Raw genomic sequence first — 23,536 nt, 5'->3', positions numbered from 1 at the left:
TCCTTATTTTTCTGCGATATTTCTCAGTTTTTCGGGCAGTTTGAATTCACCTTTGCTACGTGACAGTTCTTTAACAACAGGAGCGTTAATGGGCCCTTTAACCTCATAGTTCACTTGGCTAAACACTTCCACTACGGGCGCAATGACCGTGGTAATTGCCAATACATACAACGCGGTTTGTGGCGTTACCGCAAACGCTGTCAGTACTGGAATGCCAGAGGTAATATCAGGCACAAAGTTAACTTCAGCATCGACTATCCGTGTATTAAGGTTGGCTAACCCTTTAATTTTCATGTCACCCGCAACCGCATCCATCTCGATATTATTAGTCACAAATACCCCTTGGGAAATTTCACCGCTACCGGTAATCGAGTTAAATGCCATACCTTTATCAAACACGTCGCTAAAATCGAGCTGCATCTTACGGATGATCGAATCTAAACTAAACAAACCAAGTAACCGCGCCGCGCCACTTACATCTGAAATGATACCTTTTCCTAATTTAGTTCTGAGTTGTCCTTGTAGCGTATTGATCTTCATTGACCATGGTGCGCCATCCCAATTACTTTCAGTGGACAATTCAAAAGGCGCTTTCTGAATGCCGGAACTAATACCAAAACGTTCCATTACATCGCTGTTATTGTCACCTTTCATATTGAGGTTGAAAACAGTGTGACTGGTTTGCTCGCTGAGCGTCCAAGTACCATCTATATTGATCTGGTTAGTACCGCTATTGATGTCAATACTCTTCCATTCGAGCGTGTCACCATGGCGTTGGAAGTCCATATTTAACTGACCAATTTTATACCCTTGCAACCAAAAATCATCGATAGCTAAGGTTAAGTTTGGCATCAACTGATGAAACTGGCGGTCAAAATCAGAAATAAGAGGCTCGGCTTGACGATCTGAATCCACTAGTAAGTTTTTATTATTATCGTCATACAAAGTATCTAAAGATGGAATGTAAACATGCAGACGTTCTAATGAGACAGACAAATCATAAGGCTCAATATAACTGGCTTGTCCTTTGACTTCTTGACTGTCAAGTTGTACCAACCACCCTAGGTTTTTACGTCTTGCACTAAAATCAACATCGTGCCATTCAAGCCCAGCTAACATCAATTCCTTGACGTTAACATTAATCTTTTCTGGCTGTGGAATAGTCGGAGTGTTCATTTTATCAAGCACAGCACTAGCTTTTGGCTGAGGTTCATTGGCTACGTTTAACCACTGGTCTAAATCAAATTGATCACTACGTATCAGAGCATGATGCCCCACGACAGGGCTAATTCTGAAATTTCCATTTCCAACCACTAGGTTGGTGGCGGTAAGCACTGGTGTATTAGGCGTTATGTCTATTTCCGCTTGGTATTTAACTTGTGGCAATTGTAAGCGAGCCGTAATCGACTCTTGATTTCCAGAGGCTTGCAAACGCGCTCTACCCGCCACATTAGATGATTTTTTCAATGGATATGGGTAATCACTTTCGATCATCTTCATATCTGCTGTGCTATCAATTTGGTAAGTAAAACCAATATCATTGAGCTGGAGATCAACGCCCATTTGCCATGGTGCATGACCACCTAAACGACTCACCCAACGTTCACCAACAAACGGGGTCAAGGGTTTTATGTCCCAATCACCTAGCGCATCAATCTTCACTGAGTAGCCTTGAGGGACATTTTCACCCTTAAAATCGACAGAGATTGGCTGAGTCAGCAGTTCAGCGGAAAGACCGGCCGCCGTTACGACATCATTATCAAATTCAATTCGTCCTGATACCCCGTCCAGTGTCATTGGTGGTGCATTAATTTGGACATGGTTACTGTTTAAGTCAGCCCAACCCCACGCTCTGGCTTCTCTATCGTGATCAAAAGGGATATTGAGCTGAAATTGTGATTGAACTTCGCCACTCACTTGAATAGCAGTTAATGCCGCACCAACCGAATCAACCAACGGTGTGGAAGTCATGTAATCACGAACTGCGTTGCCTTGCGCTATCGCCGTGGCTTCAATTTCTATATGACCACCCGGTGCAAGCTTGGGAATACGACCTGTAATTCTTTTGGCTGTCACATCCATTAACGTTGCAGAATGTGAATCTAAATACATCACATCATTTTCAAATAACAGATCAAGCTGCAAATCGGTGATCGGTGGCCATGCGGTATCAAAACTAAACTTAGCTTGCTTTAATCCAACCCACGCCTGGAACATGCCGTTATTTTTATCGTAAGGGAAATCTGCCAGTTCACCGTACCACAATAGTTTAGAAGTAGTGACTTTACCGGCCTGAATAGCCGTTGAAAGATAATCGGTTAAACTACGACCCATCGCAAGCGTTGGTAAATAACGCCACGTTTCACCAGCGTTGTATAAATCCGCTTCCGCATAGAAGGAAAGCAAAGGGCTTTTTTGCTCAGGGAAATCGAGGCGAAATGCACCAAGCACTTGTAGATCGGGCGTTGCTGCAGTGACTTTATCGGCCCATAATGACCAACCGTCAACCTGTTGTTGCCAGACAATATCAACTTCAGCTTGGCGGATATTTAATGGCGCTTGGAAGACTTCGCCATACGGTAACACATCGTCAATTAAAGTGACCTTGGCTCTGGCTTGTTCTGTATTACCAGAAATCGCAGCTTGCAGGTGATGAACTTCAGGCAATAACTTCCATTGCGCCATTGAACCGTCATTCAATTTGGCAGAATATTTCAGTGAATTTAGCGTTTCGCCTTTACTCAACCGGATATCTTCCAGTGTGCCGCCAAAGTTTAACTGTTGCAAAAGCTGGTTGGTTTTCGATGAATCAGGTGCAAGTTTGACTAACGGAAGCAGTGTTTTGATGTCCAATTGAGAAAGGTTTAAGCGCCATTGGCTAGGATGCCAATCAAAAGCGACATCAAGATCTGGCCATGCATCATCATCCGTACGAAGTTTCAGTGAGTAAGCATTTACTTGCCAACCTTTATCCACAGGAGAAAGCTTAACCGTTCCTGATTCTAATAGCAGATCATGTTGACGCTCATCATGCCACACCAGTTCTGACGGCTTTAGCTCAACATAACCATCGACTGGCTGGTTATGTTGAGCCGTTAGCCAACCATCAAAGCTAATATTGCCTTTTTCAATCCCGGTTTCATCTTTCAAGTAACGTGTTAGCCAGGGCCCGATTTTAATATTGTCAGCACTGACATAGAAATTGCCGGAAATATCAAGCAATGAACCATGATCTTCGAAGTTAGCACTCACCAACAAAGAGTTGATACTGGTATCAGCAATACTGACCACACCTTCCGCTTTATGCTCAGCGCCATTATTTTGCCAACGCAGACGCTCTATATCTAACTGACGAATATCGCCCGCTACCGACTGATAAAAGACAGTAGAGTCGAGCAACGCAAAATCATCCAGTTGCCGTAGCAGTAAGTTATCTAAACGATGAATGACACTGCTCTGAGTGTTATTTTGAGGATTATCATCTTGATTAAGTTCTAACCAATTTACCGAACGAATATCGAGTTTGAGTTGATGTACGCTCAGGTCAGCAATGACAGGCTGTAACTGTAACAGAGATTGAATAAGGTCAAACTCAACATCAATTTGCTGGGCGGAAAAATAAATTTTCGAACCATCGGGTAAATTAGCTTGTAGCCCTTTTAAGGCAATAGAAGGGTGCGTATTACGCCAGAATCCCTTTACCTCACTGAGCTCAAATTCAAAGCCTGAGTTTTGGTTGATCCAATGCTGAATCTCGCCCTGAAAACGATTCATTTGTGGCAGTGCAACACGCAAGGTGGTTACAGCAATGGCTAAGACCACCATGGCACTGACTAGTAGCCATAACACGATGCGCCAAAGGCGCGTAAAAGGTGATATCACAAAGGTCCTACTACATCATTACAACGTCAAATTGCTCTTGAATATACAGTGGCTCAGCCTGAATACGCACTTCTTTACCAATAAAGACTTCCAGTTCAGCCAGAGCATGAGACTCATCTCCTTGCAAACTTTCTGCCACAGCTGGCGATGCATACACCACAAATTTATCCGAATCGTAGGCGCGATTGACGCGTGTAATTTCACGTAATATTTCAAAACAAACAGTCTCAACCGTCTTCACACTGCCACGACCCTCACAGGTTGGACAAGAAGAACAGAGCACATGTTCAATACTTTCGCGTGTGCGTTTACGCGTCATCTCTACCAATCCGAGTTGCGTAAAGCCGTTGATGTTGGTTTTTACACGATCTTTAGATAACGCAGCATCTAATGAAGCGAGTACCCGCTTACGATGCTCTTCCGACATCATATCGATAAAATCAATAATGATGATGCCACCAAGATTACGTAACCTAAGCTGACGAGCGATCGCCTGGGTTGCTTCAATGTTGGTGTTAAAGATGGTTTCTTCAAGGTTACGACGACCGACAAACGCACCAGTATTAATATCAACTGTGGTCATTGCTTCGGTTTGATCAATGATCAGATAGCCACCAGATTTAAGCTCAACCTTTCTCTCTAGAGAGCGTTGAATTTCATTTTCGGTGTCATACATGTCGAAAATTGGTTTATCCCCTTCATACAGTTCAAGCTTTTCGGTAAGCTCTGGCACGTATTCAGAGGTGAATTCTTTGAGGTTTTCAAATTCAAGACGTGAGTCAATGAGGATCTTAGTCAGTTCTGTGCCAACAAAATCTCGTAAAATACGTTGAGATAGACCTAATTCACCGTACAAGGTAGTGCGTGTTTTGTACTTTACGCGTCGTTCTAACACTTTCGACCATAAGCGTTTAAGAAAGGCAGCATCTTGCGACAGCTCTTTTTCATCCGCCCCTTCCGCAGCCGTGCGAATGATAAAGCCACCATGTTCATCACAGTAATGTGAAACTACTTTTTTTAGTCGCTCACGCTCACATTCACTTTCAATACGTTGTGAAACACCCACATGACTCGCTCCAGGCATGAACACTAAATAGCGAGAAGGAATGGTAATATCGGTTGTCAAACGAGCGCCCTTGGTACCTAGAGGGTCTTTCACCACTTGTACTACAATATCTTGCCCTTGACGAACCAGCTCTGAAATATCACGCACTTGAAACTGCTGTTTCTCGTTTTCAGCAACACATTCGGTATGAGGAACGATGTCGGATGCGTGTAAGAAAGCGGCTTTATCTAAGCCAATATCAACAAAAGCCGCTTGCATACCAGGTAAAACCCGGCTGACTTTACCTTTGTAAATATTACCGACAATACCGCGCTTTGCTTCACGTTCAATATGGATCTCTTGAAGAACTCCACCTTCAATCATCGCCACACGAGTTTCACTCGGGGTGACATTTAGTATCAACTCTGCACTCATGAGCACACCTCAATGTTAAATTATAAGAATTCGTGCAAGAGCTGGTCAGTTTCAAATAGCGGTAACCCTACAACGGCGTAATAACTGCCTTCGATCCTCGTTACAAATCGTCCACCCAATCCTTGAATGCCATAACTGCCAGCTTTATCGCATGGTTCTCCTGACTGCCAATATTGTTCTATCTCATTGTCTGACAGAGGTTTAAACCAAACATCCGTGGTCACAACCACGGATTTATAGTGATCATTTGTTGCTACGGTTACAGCAGTCATCACTTGATGCTTTGTCCCCGATAAATGGCGTAACATTTGTTGAGCATGGTTAAAATCAATAGGTTTTTCCAGTACGGAATCACCTTGCACAACGATGGTATCTGAACCGATAACAATCGCATCTGCGGAAATCAGTTTAAGTCCAGCAAACGCTTTATCACGAGAGAGCCGCTCAACGTAAGCTCTCGGGCTTTCATTCGCTTGTCGCGTTTCTTCCACATTCGGTACGTTAATATCAAATTGATAACCCAATTGGGCGAGCAATTCTCGGCGTCTTGGCGAGCCAGAGGCTAAAACAATTTTTTTACTCATCACTTCACATGCCAATGGCGACGAACTCGACGAAGTAGTAAAAACATCCATGGCCATAAAATGCAGTTAATCAACCCACTCCATAGTGAAAGAGGATTGAAAGTCACATCTTGAATCAAATATTCACCACAGAAAATCAATACATCTAGCAACATCGAAAGCAAACCAATCACTACCGCTTGTTGCCACAACGCCATATTGCGTAATACTAAAAAGTTGATCGCAACCAAATAGATCACGATCGCCATCATCATACCGCGAATACCGAGTGTAGAACCGAGCAATAAATCCCAAAGTAAACCAAGGATTAATGCGGTGCCGACGTTGATTCGATACGGCAAAGCCAGCACCCAATAACACGCAACCAGCAATAACCATGATGGGCGCATCAGATCTAATTCACCAGGCCATGGAATAGTTTGCAAAATCAGAGCGAAAAGAAACGAAACACCAATAACCAATTTACCGCGAAATACTCTATTGGCCATGTTCTACGTCCTCTGACATTTGCTCTGGTGTTGCTTGTAATACTTTATGTTGGCGGTCTTCATTAGGCCAAATAAGTAACAAGTACCGCAGCCGATCAAAATCGACAACAGGGTCAGCAATGATGGAAGCAAACTCGCGCTGCGTGTCTTTATCAACAACAGAAACGTGCGCCACTGGGTATCCTTCTGGATAAACGCCACCCAGACCTGATGTTACTAATAAATCACCCACTTCAACATCAGTGCTAGTTGGTATGTGCTCTAACTGAATTCGGTCAATCTGACCATTACCAGAAGCAATGACCCGTATGTCGTTGCGGATGATCTGCACCGGAATTGCGCTATTGGAATCGGTAAGCAGCAACACTCGGCTATTATGTGCCGCAACAAACGTAACTTGCCCAACAATGCCTTTATCGTTGATAACCGGTTGTCCTTCATAAACACCATCAATACGTCCTTTATCGATCACAACTTGATGTCGATAAGGTGAGGTATCCACCGCCATGACTTCGGTAACGACCTTCTTTTCATCACGAACAAAAGAAGAACCAAGTAGTTTGCGCAAGCGCTGATTTTCTTCACGGTATTGGTCAAATAAAATCAAATCACTTTTCAGCCCTAAAGCTTCTCGTTTCAGTCTTTGATTAGATTCTAAAAGGTGTTGGTGTGTTGTAAATCGTTCATAAACTCCATCAAACATACTGCGCGGTAAATCAGCAGCATATTGAATGGGGGCAACTAAACTATTTAAAAAAAACCGAACGTTAGAAAATGCGCCTAAACGACTATCAGCCAGCATTAAACTGGCTGATATAATGACAGCGAAAAAAAGACGTAGCTGAAGAGATGGTCCTCGACCAAATATTGGCTTCATTCTATAAAAATCCTAGATTTCATGATGAGAGCACAACGGCTCTCAAAGCCATTATTCTTCGCTAAATAGGTCGCCACCGTGCATATCGATCATTTCTAACGCTTTACCACCACCAAGGGCGACACAAGTTAGAGGATCATCAGCAACAACCACTGGAATACCTGTCTCTTCCATCAATAGGCGATCGATATCTTTCAGTAGTGCACCACCACCAGTCAGCACCATTCCATTTTCTGAAATATCAGAAGCTAGCTCTGGTGGACACTGCTCAAGCGCAACCATTACCGCAGAAACGATACCGCTCAGAGGCTCTTGAAGTGCTTCTAAGATCTCATTGGAATTCAACGTAAAGCTACGCGGCACACCTTCAGCAAGGTTACGACCACGCACTTCAATTTCCATTACTTCATCACCCGGGTAAGCTGAACCGATTTCGTGCTTAATTTTTTCTGCCGTTGCTTCACCAATTAAGCTGCCATAGTTGCGACGTACATAGTTGATGATAGCTTCGTCAAAGCGGTCACCACCGATACGAACAGAAGAAGAGTAAACCACACCGTTTAGTGAGATAACCGCAACTTCGGTCGTGCCACCACCGATATCGACCACCATTGAACCTGTTGGCTCTGATACGCGTAGGCCAGCACCAATTGCCGCCGCCATTGGCTCATCAATCAAATATACTTCACGAGCACCAGCACCGAGTGCAGACTCACGAATAGCACGACGCTCAACTTGAGTTGAACCACAAGGCACACACACAAGAACACGTGGGCTTGGTTTAAGGACACTATTGTCATGCACTTGCTTGATAAAGTGCTGTAGCATTTTTTCAGTCACATAGAAGTCAGCAATAACGCCATCTTTCATTGGACGAATAGCAGAAATATTGCCCGGTGTACGACCTAGCATTTGCTTTGCCGCATGACCGACAGCAGCAACGCTTTTACCGCCACGACCTTTGTCTTGACGAATAGCAACAACGGAAGGTTCGTCGAGGACAATACCTTGTCCTTTAACGTAAATAAGAGTATTGGCGGTACCTAAATCGATCGATAGGTCGTTAGAAAACATGCCACGCAGTTTTTTGAACATATTCTTCGCTCGTCCTGCAAGAATTAGAAGATAAAAAATTGCACTAAATGTACCAATGCCTCGCCATCACAGCAAGGCATTGCTACATAAACATGAACCGAAACCCGTAATTTCTAACAGATCCCTAACTTAGGTAGGAAAAAACGCTCTAAATTGAACTCATTCTTCGATTAATTTCTTTCGCGCCACCAGATAACGCGATCACTACCTCGGTACAAACCAAATTGAACTCGTCCCGATACGCCGTTTTCAAAACTCCCATCTTGATCTTCATCGATGCGTAACCAAGGCAAACCATTGGCATCAAGATCGAGTAAAGTATCAATAAATCCTTGCTCCCCCGCACCTGGAGCAGAGAATTTAATCGTTGTCACACCAGATGATAATGTACGATTCGTTAGGGTCGCCTCTACAGCCGGTGGTCCACCCGAGCCTAAAGTCAGATCCGTCGCTGTTAAAGTGAAATTCGCAATGTCTGGCAACTGAGTACAACTATCGAAACGGTTAATGACAAAACCATTTGTCGAATAATATTCACTCACCACCTGTTGCAATAACGGTGCTGTGTCTGGGCCGTAAGTATCGTGGATCACCAGTTTTCCCCAACGCAGTTTCATTTCGTTATCAATATCGGCAATCGTATAGTCTATGCAAGGGCTACTTGCCGTCGCCCTATAACAAACACCATCGAGATCAGTAAGATCGGACGCGGTGAGAGTAAGCTCTAGTTTGCTATTAAAAGGAGTAATCGCCTGTGGTGGTTTTTGATAAATTAACTCTTCGCCTAAAAGCTCAATACGGGAATCCCCCGCATTGATTCGGTTTACGCTAGTCGCATCTTTATCAAAGCTGATTGATAAATCATGCACGGTATCCTCATAGGCTCGATTATCCCACTGTTGGTTATAACGCCACCAAGCACTGTCGAAATAATTGACCGTTTCATTGCCTAACGCGGATCTTGGGTTTAAGTAGACACCAGGATTTTCTTGATACCCAAAAGGTTGTCCTAAATAGCTAAAGGATTCCGTGCTTGAAGAAGTAACCTCACATTCAGCCTTTAGGATTGTCACAACCGAGGTTGGAGAAAAGTAAGCGGGAATAAAACGCCCAACGGGCCCAGTCGATACCATAGTAATTGGTAAATTTTCCGCTAATAAATCAACGCCAAGGTAAGAAGTCGGCGACAGCAAAGAAAAATCAAATGCCCCAACTTCACTCACTTTTTGTAGCACAGTGGTTGAACTGCCCAATTGATGATTGTATTCCACTTCACCAAGATTACCCGGCACGCCAGTTGCCGGCTCTATCACTGTATGCGAGAGCTCAATATTTGTTTGCTGATAATTTGTCACCCCTAGATTATTGGTGAAATCATTATCTTCAACGGGTTCAGCCGCTACCGCCTTGACGTGCAGATTGAAGTTTTCATCGGCCCTAGCAAAAATATCACAACTCATATTGGCACTTGGACACGCTCCATCATCACCATAATAATTAGTAGCACTGAGCACCAAAGCGCGAGGGACACGAACAAAACTGTCTTGCCCTGTGAGCGTTAAATCCTGCTCTTCTCCGCTACCATTAAAACGCGCATTTAAAGCAAGGCTACCTGCGTCACGATAAGAGACACTAATGCTCGCCTCGCCATTTTGGTTGAAATTGAGATTAACAGGAACCGAAGAATTTGATGATTGCCCTACAGCAACGTTATTCACTCCAACGCTGTAAGCTGTGAAACCTTGCCCTGCACTTGGACTCAAGTAATCACTCCAAAAAGAAACGGATTTCTGTACATTCTGGAAGCTAGGCAAACACTGCTGCGAAGCATTGTCTTTACGTACCGCTTTGATGGTTCCTGTTACTGTTTGATTGGCATAGGAATTCGGCACATCCAAAATAAAACCACTGTCAGCAAAAGTGATGGTGCAGTTGTTAGTCGAAAATGGGCCTGCATCGCCATTATGGCTACATAACGTATCATTGAAAGCGATCGCTGTAGGAATAGATCCGGACACACCAACGGTGACATTACCTGCACTGTTACGCCTTAATTGAGTATTGCCCACACCATTACTGAAAGATAATGTTGAGCCCCCCACCCAACCACCATTGGCGCTTGGCAAGGAATTAGGTATTAGATAAGCCGTCACCGGATCAGTGAATAAATTATTACAACTGTCGTCGGCACACGCTTTTATAGAAACATCAGAAGCGGCACAAGTTAACCCTTGCGCAGGCAAGGAGATACGGAAGTGATTAATCTGTTCTCCGACTGGTCGTGAATCGAGCGCACAGACTTCAAAATTATCAATTTCATGATAATTGGTTGAGCCTCCCGTTGACCCTGTAATGGAAAGTAACAGCTCGTCAGGAACATTACTTTGCCCAGCAAATCTTAGGACGTTAATTGGTCCAATTAATGTTTCCCAATTATTTGAACCCACTTTTCGTTTGATGGTGACATTAGATACACCCGCTTGCGTCGAGTCGATCGAGATTTGATAACGATGCAAAGGGTTACCATTATTGCTATCGATTTTAGGATTTAAGCAGTCACCATTGCTGTTTTGTGAACCATTATTACAAGTACCGGCTAAATAACCGTAACCACTATAACCACTACCAGAGCCTCTAAGTGCAACGGCTTGTCTTCGACGCCCCGGCCCATCAGGGCCGCCTTCGATGGAATAGTTACCAAATTCATCAATACCAATCCCCAGCCAGCCACCCGCAAACCCCGGTTTCTGCTCATAGGTTTTATAGCCATAACCTAACGGGCCACCAAATGCTCCCACTTGTGGAGTTATACTCGCATCAGAAAAGACGATGGCTACGCCATCTGCTCCCGAACCTCCATAAGCAAAATAATCAAACTCAACATCGATTTTATTATTTGCCGCTGGAAATATACGCTGGAAGGTTGAAGCAGTGGCCTGATTCCCCACCGCCTGAGTCAAGCGTAAACGCTGGTTAACGATCGAGGGAGTAAATGAACCGCTACTACTAAAAACGCGCCACTGCTCGTCCAAAGGTTTACTCTGAAAATCATCGGTAAAACAACTTGGCGTGAGACCTCCACATAGGTGACGCTGATTATAAAGGTCCCAAATTTGCTGATCGGTTAATGAACGATTAAAGATCAAAACCTCATCAATATTTCCATCAAATGCACGCCCAGGATGGTTTTGATCTTGTCCTATTTGCAATGGGCGATTATTAGTTTGCAGTTGTTTGTTTTGGTTCGATGTTCGAGACCCCGCAAGTACACCATTAATAAAAATATTTGCGCTGCTATTTTTAAAATTATAGCGAATAGTAACGTGGCTCCATTGATTATTAGGAATGCGTGATGTACTGGTTAAAGTGCGGGTTGAACCATTTTTTTCTTGCCACCACCAATAAACATAACCAGCAGAGTTTATATGAAATTCGTAGTTGTTATCTTTAGATAAGATGCTGTATAAGTCGCGATTTGGACGACTCTTCGGATACACCCATGCTGAAATCGTTAACTCTTTATCCAGATCCAATTTGTTATCGTATGGTACCTCTACATACTGATTACGTGCATGTGTAAACTCACCATAACCACATGTCCCTAAGTTATTAATCTCAGGTAAAGCAGGCAAATCCTGTGTGGTACTCGCTCCATTAATCGCTCGGCCATGAAGATTATGTCCCGAACTATCAGCAACAGTACCTTGAAGATTATCCCAACTGTCCTCATCCATTTTTAACCACATGACAGGATTCGATGGCAGGGTATTACTGCCCTCGATGATTGCATCATCGGTCATTATCAATTTACGGCTATTGGTACGACCGACAATTCTGGCTGAATTATAGAGATTCAAAGTCTCCGATATATATAAATCACCGGTTATTTGAGTGTCACCTTCGAGCTCTGCGCCGCTATATCCAATGACTTGAACGTTACTATTAATCGAGGCTTCAATAGTGGCTGCTGTATTTAATGCGATCTTGCCATTAACGAAAATTCTCACATCACCATTTGCGATTATCTTGCTGCTGCCATTGAGTTGCAGCCAATTAAACCAATAATCACCAGTATGAAGTATCACTTCAGCATTGCTGCCCATAGCCAGTGAATTCACCCGATATTCCGTTCTTGAACTATCAAACTCTAAAGTGCAATTACTGTATAAAGAAATATCCTGTGTATTGGGGTCATTAATGGATAAGCGGTCCCCAGAATCACAGTAACCGATTGAGCTACCACCGTTATTATTTTTAAAATTATCTAAATTTAACTCTGGCGTTGGAGAGCCTGACACATTACAAAGCACACCATTACCAGCACTATCATCACAACTGCTGTCCGGTCTCTCATTGCTTGTGTTTATAGTGCAAAATGGTAAATCAACGCCATTTGTGTCTTTGATCTGTGAGCGGCCATATTGAGTCAATTGCGAACCAGAAATGTTACTGCAACTGCCACTTACGGCATGCCCTTGTGCGCTATTCGGGAAATAGACAGACTCATTAATCGGTGCCAGTGCTTTAGCCAAACTGGCAAAGCACAACATTAAAATACAAAATGCAAACTGGCCCAATGGCTTAACTATCATCACGAATTCCAGCCTCAATAATTCTTCGGTAGATACTATCTCCTGCTTTACAGGTTCCGGTACTCTCTAATTGATAAACCTGATCTCCACTATCATCCAGCACTCCAATTGAATGACAAGATACCTTTGCTTCACACCGCTCAAGCCCTTCACCTTCAAAAGTATAGTTACTATCAGTACCAAGCCGGCAGCTTCCTTGTGCCTGTGGGCTATAAAAACGGCTAATATCGATTTGCATCGCAGAGCGAGCGGCCATTTCGGCTCTTGTGCCTAAGACCATGGATACCAACTGTTGACTATTACGTTGTTGATTTCGGTTGGCAACCGCAGCAACAAAGCCCACCACCACAATGATAAAAATAACCAACACCAAACCACTGCCTTGTTGTCTATGGCGTGTTGTAGATAAGCGCATCATGGTCAAACTTGATCTCCTCACCACGGTCAGAAAACGTTAATTCAATTTTAATTAACCCATTTCGTTGCAGCTCAGGTTGTGTAACTTGAAAGCTAGCTTGGCTGAGATTTTCAGCGACTAACACTCCACTTCCAAGCTGACTCGGTGTTAGTGCAGTGCGATTTAAAGAGTAGTTAGCGTAACGATAAATACGCTGATTTTGATAACAAAAGGCGACCGGGGCACGATAAAAATAGAGTCGCTTAGCCGGAGATTGAATTGAAAAACCGGTCGCTTGAGTCAGCGAGACATCAACCATAGTGGCACGGTTCACATCGGTAAACTCAACATCAGCATCCACTTCTGCCATCTGACCATTTACCGAAGGGGCTTGGCGTAATAATGCCGCATTGGTTGGATAAACGACGAGTCGCTCTCCTTTGGAGACGCTTTTATTTATAGGCAGAATACGGATCGCACTTGATGCTGCTTGAGGGGAAGGAAGGTTATTGTAAATCGCGCTATTGGTGATAGGTAAAAACTCAATGCAGTCATTTTCCACCAGCACACTGTTAGGTACCGCTTCTCTTAATTCTCGGCTTAAACGTTCAGTAATAAAACGCCCTTGTTGGATAAGCGCTTCGCGCGCGGTGGTATCGACATAAATGCCCATCCCTTGGCTGATCACTGAACCTAAAAATAGCCCAACAACAGATAAAAGAATGATGGAAATCACCATTTCAATCAGGGTAAAACCACGCATTAAAAGTTTCCCCTCGTTGCAGCAAAAGGATAGCGGTTACCACTAGGGTCGATGATCACTACTGATATTCGTTTATAGTCGGTTATCGTTGCTGCATCTTGCCCGGTCATAACACCACCGTTGTTTTGTTCATAAAACACTTTAATCTCAACGTTATAACGTTGGTAATCAGCACTAATATCAGCGCCTAATACATCTTTAACTGAACCAGTTAAGCCATGAAAATCATCAACATCGTTATAAAGCGTATTCGCATTTTCACCCGCGTCAGGCCCAAGCGCACTCGGCAAGGTGCAAGTTTCTCGCCCTGTGGTAGCCACCAATACACACTCCGGCACCCCACCATTGGGGCCAGAGTTTTCGTCAAAAGCGCGGCCTATTACTTCATCTAATACGGCGCGACCAAGTTCAGCCGCTTTCACCGCCAATACTTGCTCAGCGCTCTGCTGAGAACGCGGATAAAGCGCAGCGGTGATGCCGGTCATGGCAATCGCAATCAAGGTGATCACAATGATCATCTCGATTAAGGTAAAGCCTGTTGTTCGCTTAGCAGCCATAAATAAACCCTTCGCTATTGATGCACACTTGGCGAGACTCTCCAGACTGGGGGTTGCTTACTGTCACTGTACATTGAGCGGCAAGGCATTGAGCGGCGCGCCCTAAGCTATCAAAATCAAAATAGTGGCTACCGTCGTTGTTGGTCAATGTCAGGGTAATATCGTTTGCTGCCGCATCAACAAAACTGCTGTCTGTCGACGGATTGGGTAGTGAGGTGGTGCAAGCACCAGCAGAAACGGAAGGAGACACTTGTTGCGCTTGATTATTACTGACCAACCAGCGGTTACAATAGCCCGTGCGCTGCATGGCACGGTTTTGCGTTAAACGTAATGAGGCCAGAACTTCACTTTGCGTCGTAATGGTAGAAAATGTGGAAACACCACTGTAGCGGCTCGCCGCATAAACAGAGACAATGCCAAGCAGTAGAATAACGACAATCAGTTCGATCAAGGTAAAAGCCGACTGCTTCACTAAACGTTGTCGCATCACAATGCCTCAAACAAAAATAAGTACTTAGATTATATAAGAAATAGCGGAGTTAGACCTAAATTTTGCTGGGTTTTATTGCGAGAAGAGCTGGGTCGATCAGATAGATATAATAAAGGCCAGCAATGCTGGCCTTTATACTCAGTGAAAAGTGATTAACAGCCTTTATCAGTTACAGCAACAGAAGGTTCAGCTGCCGAAGATGCTGCTTCAGAATAGCTCACGTAGCAATTAGTCGCTTCAATTTGTGTAGCCCCAGAAACAGTGTCACTTTTAAATGTTGCAACTAAAGAGTTAGGTGTTCCACTTTTAGCGGCATAACTCCAATCATCCTCAAGACCAGAAACGGCTGCAACAATACCTGTTTTAGTTGCAGCTGGATAACCATAAACAACATCAACACCATTGACGCTCTTTCCTGAAGATACGGTTTCAACTCCGTCAATTGCAGATTTACCATATACAATACCGGAAGCTCCAGATATAGCTCCTTTTAAACCTTGTAAAGCCGACTCACGAGCATCACTCTGTAGGTTCAAGAAACGTGGGGCTGCGGTAACCGCCAAAATACCCAAAATTACAATTACCACCACTAGTTCAATAAGGGTGAAACCGCCTTGTCTTTTCATAGTTACCATCTCTCTATGTTTAAATTAAATGCGCAGACTTACTGCAAAGTTACGGTCACACGACCTGTTTTGATTTCGTACACAAACTGGTGTGCGGTTCCGCCCTCTTGTTGTACATAAGTACAAGTGGATAAACCGGTATCGGCTTGTGCTGAGTATTTTACGTCAGAGTTAGTCGCAGCATTAGCGACTGTGTCAACTTTTGGTGGGTTTTGTAATAAATTATCCATTAAATCAATACATGCTTGGTCAGTAATCGCATTTGGGTAACTAGTATTATCGGTATTCAACGCAATTGGATAACCATCACGAAAGCCGGTTGATGCCCCACTGCTGTCTTCCGAACGAGTTAGCCAAAAGTTTACCCCATCATAATTGACGGTATTTTGTTTCTCAGCGCCCAGCGTCACCGATGTTCTCGCTTGTGCCTCCCACTGAGCACGAGCCGACAATACACCAGTAGCATAACCACCAGCGACACCTTCAATACTGGCTTTTTTGGCTTCATCAGTTACATCTAAGAAACGAGGCAACGCAGCAACGGCAAGTAAGCCGACTACCACAATGACAACCACTAATTCAACCAAAGAGAAACCGGTTTGCTTGTTATGCATGCTTCTACCCATTTATTATCAGTACGACGTATTATACGCGCATATTTTCACATAACTCTATGTTAAGTGACAATTTATCTTACTATGCCGGAAAATCGACGCTAACGGTAAACTTATCACTCAAAATTTCAATAGTTATCACTTGTTTTTGGCTGTAATGATAGCGACATTGGTATTGGTTAGTTTCAATTTTAGCATCAATCGCAACCACACGGCTTTCTAGCACTTTTTCATCAGGGTACAGTAAGTGTAGCCAATGCTGGCAATTGAGCATTGGTGATTCATCCTTAGCCTCATCGATTACCGTTGCATCGTTATTAAACAATGGCAGTACCCATCCGGCCTTGCTCATTGTTAACTGTTGACCATCCATATTAAGAATTAAAGGCTGACCTTTTAGTAACCAGTTTTGTTTATAGAGATTGGCACTTTCAACAATTCGGTTACGTGCAACCGCAAAAGCCGTTTGGTTCGCCTCCTGCTCTATTGACTTCCAAACAAATAAAAATGAAAGCAACAAAATGAGTACCAGAAAAAGCCAAATCACGAACTGAGAGCGCTCTATCGCTGTTTTCACATTAACGACCTTTAATCGCGTCTAACATGCCCCACATTGGTAAGAAAATACCGAGTGCTAGCACCAATACCATACCAGCGACAATCACCAATAAAATCGGTTCGATGCGAGCCGTTAATGTTTTAAGATCGTAATCCACTTCTCGATCATAGAAATCAGCGACTTCCAGCAACAACTCATCAATACGTCCCGTTTCTTCACCCACTGAAATCATCTGAATGACTAATGGGGTAAAGATCTGCGCATTAATGGCTGTAGCTGACACGCCTGTCCCAGCTTCAATCGCGGCTTTCATTTCCAATAGCCGAGACTCTAAAAATTTGTTATCTAATGCTTCTGCAGATAAAGCGACAGCTTGGTTAAGCGGTATACCTGCTTTCAACATTAACGCGAAGGTGCGAGAAAAACGCGCAAGCTGCGCTCTGTTGACTATGCCACCGACAATGGGCATTCGCAGGCGAAATTTATCCCATTTCTCACGACCGGCAGCGGTATTCAACCACGCTCTAAATCCAAATAAACAACCAATAATAACGCCGACCATCATTGGCCAATAGTTGACAAAAAAATCTGACATACCAATCAAAATACGCGTCGGTAGCGGCAAGTCGACACCAAAACGACTAAACATACTGGAAAATTGAGGTATCACTTTAATGTTGAGAATAAATAGTGCGACCACGATAAAGCTAATCACAAACGTTGGATAACGCATTGCTGTTTTAATCCGCTTACGAGTTTCCACTTCTTGTTCGTAATAGTGAGAAAGTTGCAATAACGCCTCATCAAGCCGGCCTGTATTCTCCCCGACCTGAATCATAGAGACGAATAATGGGCTAAACACTTTAGGGTGTAATTGCATTGAGCCAGACAAACTGCGCCCGTTGGTCAGTTCGGCACTGACCTCTTCTAATGCTTCTTTTAACTGTTTATTGGCGCAATTTTGGATCAACCCTTTCATTGAGCGTAATAACGGCACCCCAGCTTTGGTTAAGCTATAAAGTTGACGACAAAATATCACCAACACTTCAAGCGGTACCGCGGGGGTGAACACACTTTTCCAGTCAACACTAAAGCCAGAGGCCCCCTTATCTGATGAGATAAGCGTAGGAATAACCCCCTTGTTAAATAACGCTTCAGCGGCCAGCTCTTCAGTTGGAGCTTCCACTTGCCCTGAGGCTTTACTGCCATCTAAATTTCGGCCTTGATAGCGATAAGTTGGCATTGGTTATCCTATAAATAAATCGCTTGGATGACGCCCGATGAATCACCTTCACCCAAGCTCATCACTTCATCTAAACTGACGATACCTTGCAACGCAAATTCCATCGCTGATGCCAGCAGTGGTTTATACTGCTCGGATTGACGCGCAGCAGCGGCAAAGCCAACCGCATCATTTGCCCTTAAGGCATCCATCATGCCGTGTTCCAGCTCGAGCATTTCAAACACACCAATTCGACCACGGTATCCGGTTAAATTGCAGTTTTGACAACCGCGACCATGAGTAAATGTCGCCTCGACTTGGTTTGGGAAACGAACCGCTAACCACTGCTTACGAGCCTCATCGACGTCATCATTGGTCTTACAATCTGGGCACACTTTACGCACCAAACGCTGTGCCACTACAGCACGTACGGCACTGGCTACTAAGTAACCTGGCGCACCCATATCCATCATCCGTAAAGCACTGTCGACCGCATCGTTGGTGTGCAACGTACTGAGCACCAAGTGACCGGTTAGTGCTGCACGCAAGCCAATTTCAACAGTTTCTTGATCACGCATCTCCCCAACGAGAATGATATCTGGGTCTTGTCGCAAAAAGGTTCTGAGTACTTTTGAAAAATCGAGATCAATTTTGGTATTGATTTGTACTTGGTTAACACGCGGTAAACGATACTCGACTGGATCTTCAGCAGTAATGATTTTTTTGCCCGGAACATTGAGTTCGGACAACGCACCGTACAAGGTGGTGGTTTTACCTGAGCCGGTTGGTCCGGTGACTAAGATCATGCCATGTGGACGTTTCAGTTGGCGACGCAAGCGCTTAAGCAGATCATCGGGAATACCTGATTCTTCTAGCTTACGAACTCCAGAAGACTGATTGAGCAAGCGCATCACCACAGACTCACCATATTGCACTGGCATGGTAGACATACGAATATCGACCGATTGGCCTTTAACTCGGATATTAAAACGACCATCTTGTGGCAGGCGTTTTTCTGAAATATCAAGGTTTGCCATCAGCTTTAAACGCAGTACTAACGCAGAAGCAATGTTAGTTTCATTGAGAAGGGTTTCATGCAATACGCCATCAATACGCTGACGCAAACGCAACACATTGGCATCCGGTTCGATGTGAATATCCGATGCCCCGACTTGAATCGCATCTTCAAATAGTGAGTTAATCAGCTTAACAACCGTAACTTCATCACTATCATCGCCACCAATATCAAAATCAAATGCATCGTTACCTTGGTGCTCAAGCTGTAACTGTTCGGCAAAGGAGGCAATTTCTTTTGTACGGCGGTAATAACGGTCAAACCCTTCAACCAGTTGTTTTTCAGGTGCGATAGCAAATTCAAAACGATATTGAGGCAGTTGAGTTAACAGTGATTCTTGGGCAAAGAGATCCGCAGGATCACTCATTGCAACGCGCAGTATGTCGCCATTTTGACCAATAACTAGAGCACGTAGACGGCGCGCATGAACTTCAGGCAGTAGTTGCACCGCATCAATATCGACGTTCGCTCTGCTCAAATCAATTAAAGGCAGAGAAAGCTGCTGAGACAAAAAGCTCAACATTTGCTGTTCCGATAAAAAGCCAAGTTCGATCAGGGTGTCACCGAGTTTACGACCGGTGTTTTTTTGCGCGGCAAGCGCTTGTCCAACCTGCTCTTCAGTAATGATGCCTTCTTCAACCAGCAGATCGCCCAGCCGTTTACGTAACTTAATTTGCATTTGTACTCTCCTCTAAACTACCGAGCACTTTCAGGCGATCACGAATAAACAGCTGTGACTGATTAGAGAGCCCGACTTTAGTGAGTGATTGTTGATAAGAGTATTTAGCTGCGCTTAAATCCATATTTCGCTCTTGGGTAATAGCAAGCCCAAGCCACCAGCGAGCATTCTCACTGTCTAGCTTGACTAAAGATTGGTAGCTTTCCAAAGCCATCGTATCTTGTTTCACTTTTTGTGCTAATGCTGCCCGCAGCGCAAGATAGTCCACGGAAGGATTATGCGGTAAGTGCACTAATGGGGTTAATGCCGCCTCTGTTTGCTTTTCTTTAAGCAGTAATTTAGCCAAAGCAATACGTAACGCTTCACCTTCATAATTCGATTTGATACCAGCCTGCAAGATATCGAAAGCCTTGCGTGCATCACCTTTACCGTAATATAAAGCGGCCAATTTTTGGCGAGCAATATCATTATCAGGAGTGTAACGCAGTACTTCATTGTACGAATCTAAGGCTTCTTTCAGTGAATTACTGTCTACCGCTTTAGCGGCGCGCTGCATCGCTTTTTCTGCAAGTTGCTGTGGGGTTAACTCGACTTGTTCGATCATCACACTAGATGTATCGACAATCACAGAAGCCTCTGGTATTGACGCAACTTGCGCAATCTTAATCGGTGCATTTTTTTCTGGTTCAGCAGGAGAAGGCACACGCTGCACTTCAACATGTGATTTAGAATCAGTGCGAGACTGTATCGAAGGCACTGAATAAACCTGACCATCATTGGTCACTATTTTTTTGGTTGGTGACGGAACCTCTTGCTCACTAAAAGCAATGGGGGTTGTCAATGTGCTGACTTGCTCGCTAACCGTCACTTGCTGTTGTGAAACAGCCCAACCACCAACCGCTAAACTGGCAGCAAAGCCGGCAACTAACCATAACCAAGCTCGGCTGCGCTTTACTTTGGCAACCTTTGCTTGTTCAAGGCTCGCCATCGTCGGGCGTTGCTGTGCAAGTTCGGATAGCGCATTATTAATAGCACTCATGACTGACTCCATCCCCAAATAAAAGGGCGTTTAAACTTAGGCTTACAGGTATCAAAAGTGTCGTGAATAGCTGTAAATAGGTGTTGATTATCAATACTCGATTGCCCCTGAGTAAATGCGAGCAACAGTGCTTTATGACAAACTTGATTAATCAAACGTGGTATTCCATGACTTGATCGCCAGATGGCTTTTTTCTGCTCAAGACTAAACAGTTCCGTTTTAGCGCCAGATTTAGTGAGACGGCTATCGACATAAGCGACAGACTCATCTAATGATAAAGGTCGCAGAGAGGCACTAAATGTTATCCGCTGACGAAATTGTCGCAAATGGTGCTGTGCTAAACGCTCATCCAACTCGGGTTGCCCTATCAAAACCAATTGCAGTAATTTAGTGTATTCAGTTTCTAAGTTACCAAATAACCTTAATATTTCTAATGCATCGTCAGGTAAGGCCTGCGCTTCATCAACGATAGCGACCACTCTTTTTCCTTGCTGCTTGAGTGAAATCAGTTGCTTCTGAATTTGGTCAACAATATCGGCTTCATTTTGTTTGCCCAGCCCTAATTCATTCGCAACCGCTTGCCGCAGTTCTCGACCATTTAAGGCGGGGTTGGGCAGGTAAATTAACTCGATATGTGGTTGCAGGTGATTGATCAACATCCGGCAAACCATGGTCTTGCCCGTCCCCACTTCACCCGTTATCTTGATCACCCCCTCACCTAACTCAATCGCAGCACTCACCGTCTGAATCGCTTCATAATGTGGGGCTAACCCCAAAAACAACGAGGTATTGGGCGTTAAGTGAAAAGGTAATTGCTCAAAGCCAAAATGCTCAAGATACATGGTGTTTATTCTTCGTCTGGGAACCACTCCTGCAGCAATTCACGTGAACGTTCGAGCTCTTTTTGCCAAGTATTGACGCCAACGACGGTTGGTTTAAGCAAAATGACCAGTTCTGTTTTTTGGGTGATTTTAGATGTATTTCTAAATAAGTGCCCAAGTGCAGGAATGTCACCTAAAAATGGTACTTTAGAGACTTGATTTATATTGTTGGACTTCATCAAACCACCAATGACCACAACATCGCCATCTTGAGCTCGAATAATGGAGTCAGACTCTCGAATCGTGCTTTTTGCTAGAGGTAAAATGATTTTCGTCTCACCATAATCAATTTCTTTACTCTGCTGCTCGACTTCAATAACCGCAGGATGAACATGGAGGAATACATTCCCTTGGTCATCAATTTGCGGTGTCACATCCAGAGAAATACCAGAAAAGAATGGCGTTAATTCAACTTCAGGTGCAACATTTGAGTTATCAGCATTACCCACTACACTCGATAAATCAGTCACATAATATTCATCAGCCCCAACTTTAATCACTGCTTTTTGGTTATTGGATGCCGTTACTCGTGGGCTAGAAAGAACATTGAGATCACCTTGTGTACCCATAAAGCTCAACACAGCATCAAAGCTACCACTTGATATCACAACATTTGACTGTCCACCCAGCAATGCACCGATCGAATCTAGCCCTGGTAAAGCTGCTGGTAAAATATTGCCCGCTGCATCTTTGACGATGCTGCCAGCCCCAATAGTATAATTGGTACCATTAGAGGTGAACATCTTCGACCAATTGATACCTTGCTGGTATCCATCACTTAATGTGACTTCTAGAATTTTGGCTTCTAAAATGACCTGGCGTTGCATTCGATCATGAGAAATCCCGAGAAAATTGCGCACTTCGCGAATTTCATCAGGGTAAGCGCGAACCGTAATCACACTGGCTTGAGGCGTTACGACAACACTTTGTCCCTGCCCTGAACCAATCAACTGCAAAACGGCTTTTTCTAACTGCGGCCAAAAGTCACTCTCACTGATAGTTTCAATCTCAGTGCCACCTTTAGTGGTCGTCGATGAGCTACTATTTGAATTCGAACTGCTATTGGAACTATTGGATGAATTAGAGTTGTTATTCGAGCCCGTATCAGTGTTAGTGATGGTACCGGTAGTAATCGATGTCAGCGAGCGACCTGTGCGCTTGAGCTGCAAATAGTCGACCGGAATCGTCACCGTACGTAAACCTGCCGGATAGACTTGAATCACTTTGCCTTTTTTGGTGATTTCAAATCCATACATATCGCGTACAACCGATAGCACATCATCAAGTGTGACATCGGTTAAGTTAACCGTTACACGTCCTTCAACATTAGGGTGAATAGCAGCACTAAATTCTGTTCCTTTGACCAAACTGGCAAAGAAGGCTTTTGCCTCAACATTATTGGCTTTAATTCGAAAACGCTTCACCGTTTCTTGGCTACGTGGTGTTACCCCTTCAATGTCAGGCATAAGATCAGCTTCCACAGAAGGAGGAAGCGCGTCTAAGTTTCGGCCATTCGATTCATTAATCGACTGATTTAAAGATTGCTTAATCTCTACTGGATCACGATGTCCCATCGAACAACCCACTAATGATGTAATCAACACGCCTAATACGATTTTACGCATACGATTTCTAC

19 protein-coding genes are annotated in these 23,536 nt (G+C 44.0%); all 19 read right to left on the bottom strand.

The genetic code is table 11. From position 1 onward, the window contains the following. Positions 1–3: 3 nt before the first annotated feature. A complete protein-coding gene (locus tag EYW48_RS12295; RefSeq protein WP_277432486.1) occupies positions 4–3,882 on the bottom strand; it encodes a YhdP family protein in 3,879 nt (1,292 codons plus the stop codon). 10 nt (positions 3,883–3,892) lie between these two features. Next, positions 3,893–5,362: a ribonuclease G gene (gene rng, locus EYW48_RS12290; protein WP_053308809.1), complete on the bottom strand. Its 1,470-nt coding sequence runs from the start codon at positions 5,360–5,362 to the stop codon at positions 3,893–3,895. 20 nt (positions 5,363–5,382) lie between these two features. After that, complete coding sequence (locus tag EYW48_RS12285; RefSeq protein ID WP_053308810.1) at positions 5,383–5,949, bottom strand: Maf family protein; 567 nt, start codon at positions 5,947–5,949, stop codon at positions 5,383–5,385. Next, positions 5,946–6,434, bottom strand: a complete 489-nt coding sequence (gene mreD / locus EYW48_RS12280; RefSeq protein ID WP_053308811.1) for a rod shape-determining protein MreD — start codon at positions 6,432–6,434, stop codon at positions 5,946–5,948. The genes EYW48_RS12285 and mreD overlap by 4 nt, the downstream gene beginning before the upstream one ends. Then, entirely contained in the window at positions 6,424–7,311 is an 888-nt protein-coding gene (gene mreC / locus EYW48_RS12275; protein WP_053308812.1) for a rod shape-determining protein MreC, read from the bottom strand. The genes mreD and mreC overlap by 11 nt, the downstream gene beginning before the upstream one ends. 51 nt (positions 7,312–7,362) lie before the next feature. Beyond that, positions 7,363–8,406 (bottom strand): rod shape-determining protein, encoded by a 1,044-nt coding sequence (locus tag EYW48_RS12270; protein WP_053308813.1) that lies wholly within the window; start codon positions 8,404–8,406, stop codon positions 7,363–7,365. A 170-nt stretch (positions 8,407–8,576) separates the two neighbouring features. Beyond that, a complete protein-coding gene (locus EYW48_RS12265) occupies positions 8,577–12,998 on the bottom strand; it encodes a DUF6701 domain-containing protein (protein ID WP_277432485.1) in 4,422 nt (1,473 codons plus the stop codon). Continuing rightward, positions 12,988–13,416, bottom strand: a complete 429-nt coding sequence (locus EYW48_RS12260; protein WP_176246086.1) for an MSHA biogenesis protein MshP — start codon at positions 13,414–13,416, stop codon at positions 12,988–12,990. The genes EYW48_RS12265 and EYW48_RS12260 overlap by 11 nt, the downstream gene beginning before the upstream one ends. After that, positions 13,388–14,158, bottom strand: coding sequence for a prepilin-type N-terminal cleavage/methylation domain-containing protein (locus EYW48_RS12255; protein ID WP_277432484.1), 771 nt, complete (start codon positions 14,156–14,158; stop codon positions 13,388–13,390). The genes EYW48_RS12260 and EYW48_RS12255 overlap by 29 nt, the downstream gene beginning before the upstream one ends. Next, positions 14,158–14,715: a type II secretion system protein gene (locus EYW48_RS12250; protein WP_277432483.1), complete on the bottom strand. Its 558-nt coding sequence runs from the start codon at positions 14,713–14,715 to the stop codon at positions 14,158–14,160. Before EYW48_RS12250 ends, EYW48_RS12255 begins: the two co-directional genes overlap by 1 nt. Further along, complete coding sequence (locus EYW48_RS12245; RefSeq protein WP_053308817.1) at positions 14,705–15,202, bottom strand: type II secretion system protein; 498 nt, start codon at positions 15,200–15,202, stop codon at positions 14,705–14,707. The genes EYW48_RS12250 and EYW48_RS12245 overlap by 11 nt, the downstream gene beginning before the upstream one ends. A gap of 155 nt (positions 15,203–15,357) precedes the next feature. Further along, positions 15,358–15,831 (bottom strand): type II secretion system protein, encoded by a 474-nt coding sequence (locus EYW48_RS12240; protein WP_277432482.1) that lies wholly within the window; start codon positions 15,829–15,831, stop codon positions 15,358–15,360. 38 nt (positions 15,832–15,869) lie between these two features. Next, a complete protein-coding gene (locus EYW48_RS12235) occupies positions 15,870–16,445 on the bottom strand; it encodes a prepilin-type N-terminal cleavage/methylation domain-containing protein (RefSeq protein WP_168523505.1) in 576 nt (191 codons plus the stop codon). An 82-nt stretch (positions 16,446–16,527) separates the two neighbouring features. Next, positions 16,528–17,022, bottom strand: coding sequence for an MSHA biogenesis protein MshF (locus EYW48_RS12230; protein WP_176313397.1), 495 nt, complete (start codon positions 17,020–17,022; stop codon positions 16,528–16,530). A 1-nt stretch (position 17,023) separates the two neighbouring features. Beyond that, positions 17,024–18,247 (bottom strand): type II secretion system F family protein, encoded by a 1,224-nt coding sequence (locus tag EYW48_RS12225; RefSeq protein WP_277432481.1) that lies wholly within the window; start codon positions 18,245–18,247, stop codon positions 17,024–17,026. An 8-nt stretch (positions 18,248–18,255) separates the two neighbouring features. Continuing rightward, positions 18,256–19,980 (bottom strand): GspE/PulE family protein, encoded by a 1,725-nt coding sequence (locus EYW48_RS12220; RefSeq protein ID WP_176246080.1) that lies wholly within the window; start codon positions 19,978–19,980, stop codon positions 18,256–18,258. Beyond that, entirely contained in the window at positions 19,970–21,019 is a 1,050-nt protein-coding gene (locus tag EYW48_RS12215) for a hypothetical protein (RefSeq protein ID WP_277432480.1), read from the bottom strand. Before EYW48_RS12215 ends, EYW48_RS12220 begins: the two co-directional genes overlap by 11 nt. Continuing rightward, complete coding sequence (locus EYW48_RS12210; RefSeq protein ID WP_053308824.1) at positions 21,016–21,861, bottom strand: AAA family ATPase; 846 nt, start codon at positions 21,859–21,861, stop codon at positions 21,016–21,018. The genes EYW48_RS12215 and EYW48_RS12210 overlap by 4 nt, the downstream gene beginning before the upstream one ends. A 5-nt stretch (positions 21,862–21,866) precedes the next feature. After that, the gene (mshL, locus tag EYW48_RS12205) at positions 21,867–23,525 is read right to left on the bottom strand and encodes a pilus (MSHA type) biogenesis protein MshL (protein WP_277432479.1); all 1,659 of its coding nucleotides are present in this window, start codon (positions 23,523–23,525) and stop codon (positions 21,867–21,869) included. Positions 23,526–23,536 lie beyond the last annotated feature (11 nt).

Origin of the sequence: Vibrio sp. 1180_3, from assembly GCF_029478545.1 — a bacterium.
Classification (GTDB): Bacteria; Pseudomonadota; Gammaproteobacteria; order Enterobacterales; family Vibrionaceae; genus Vibrio; species Vibrio aestuarianus.
This window is presented reverse-complemented; position numbering and strand designations above follow the sequence as displayed.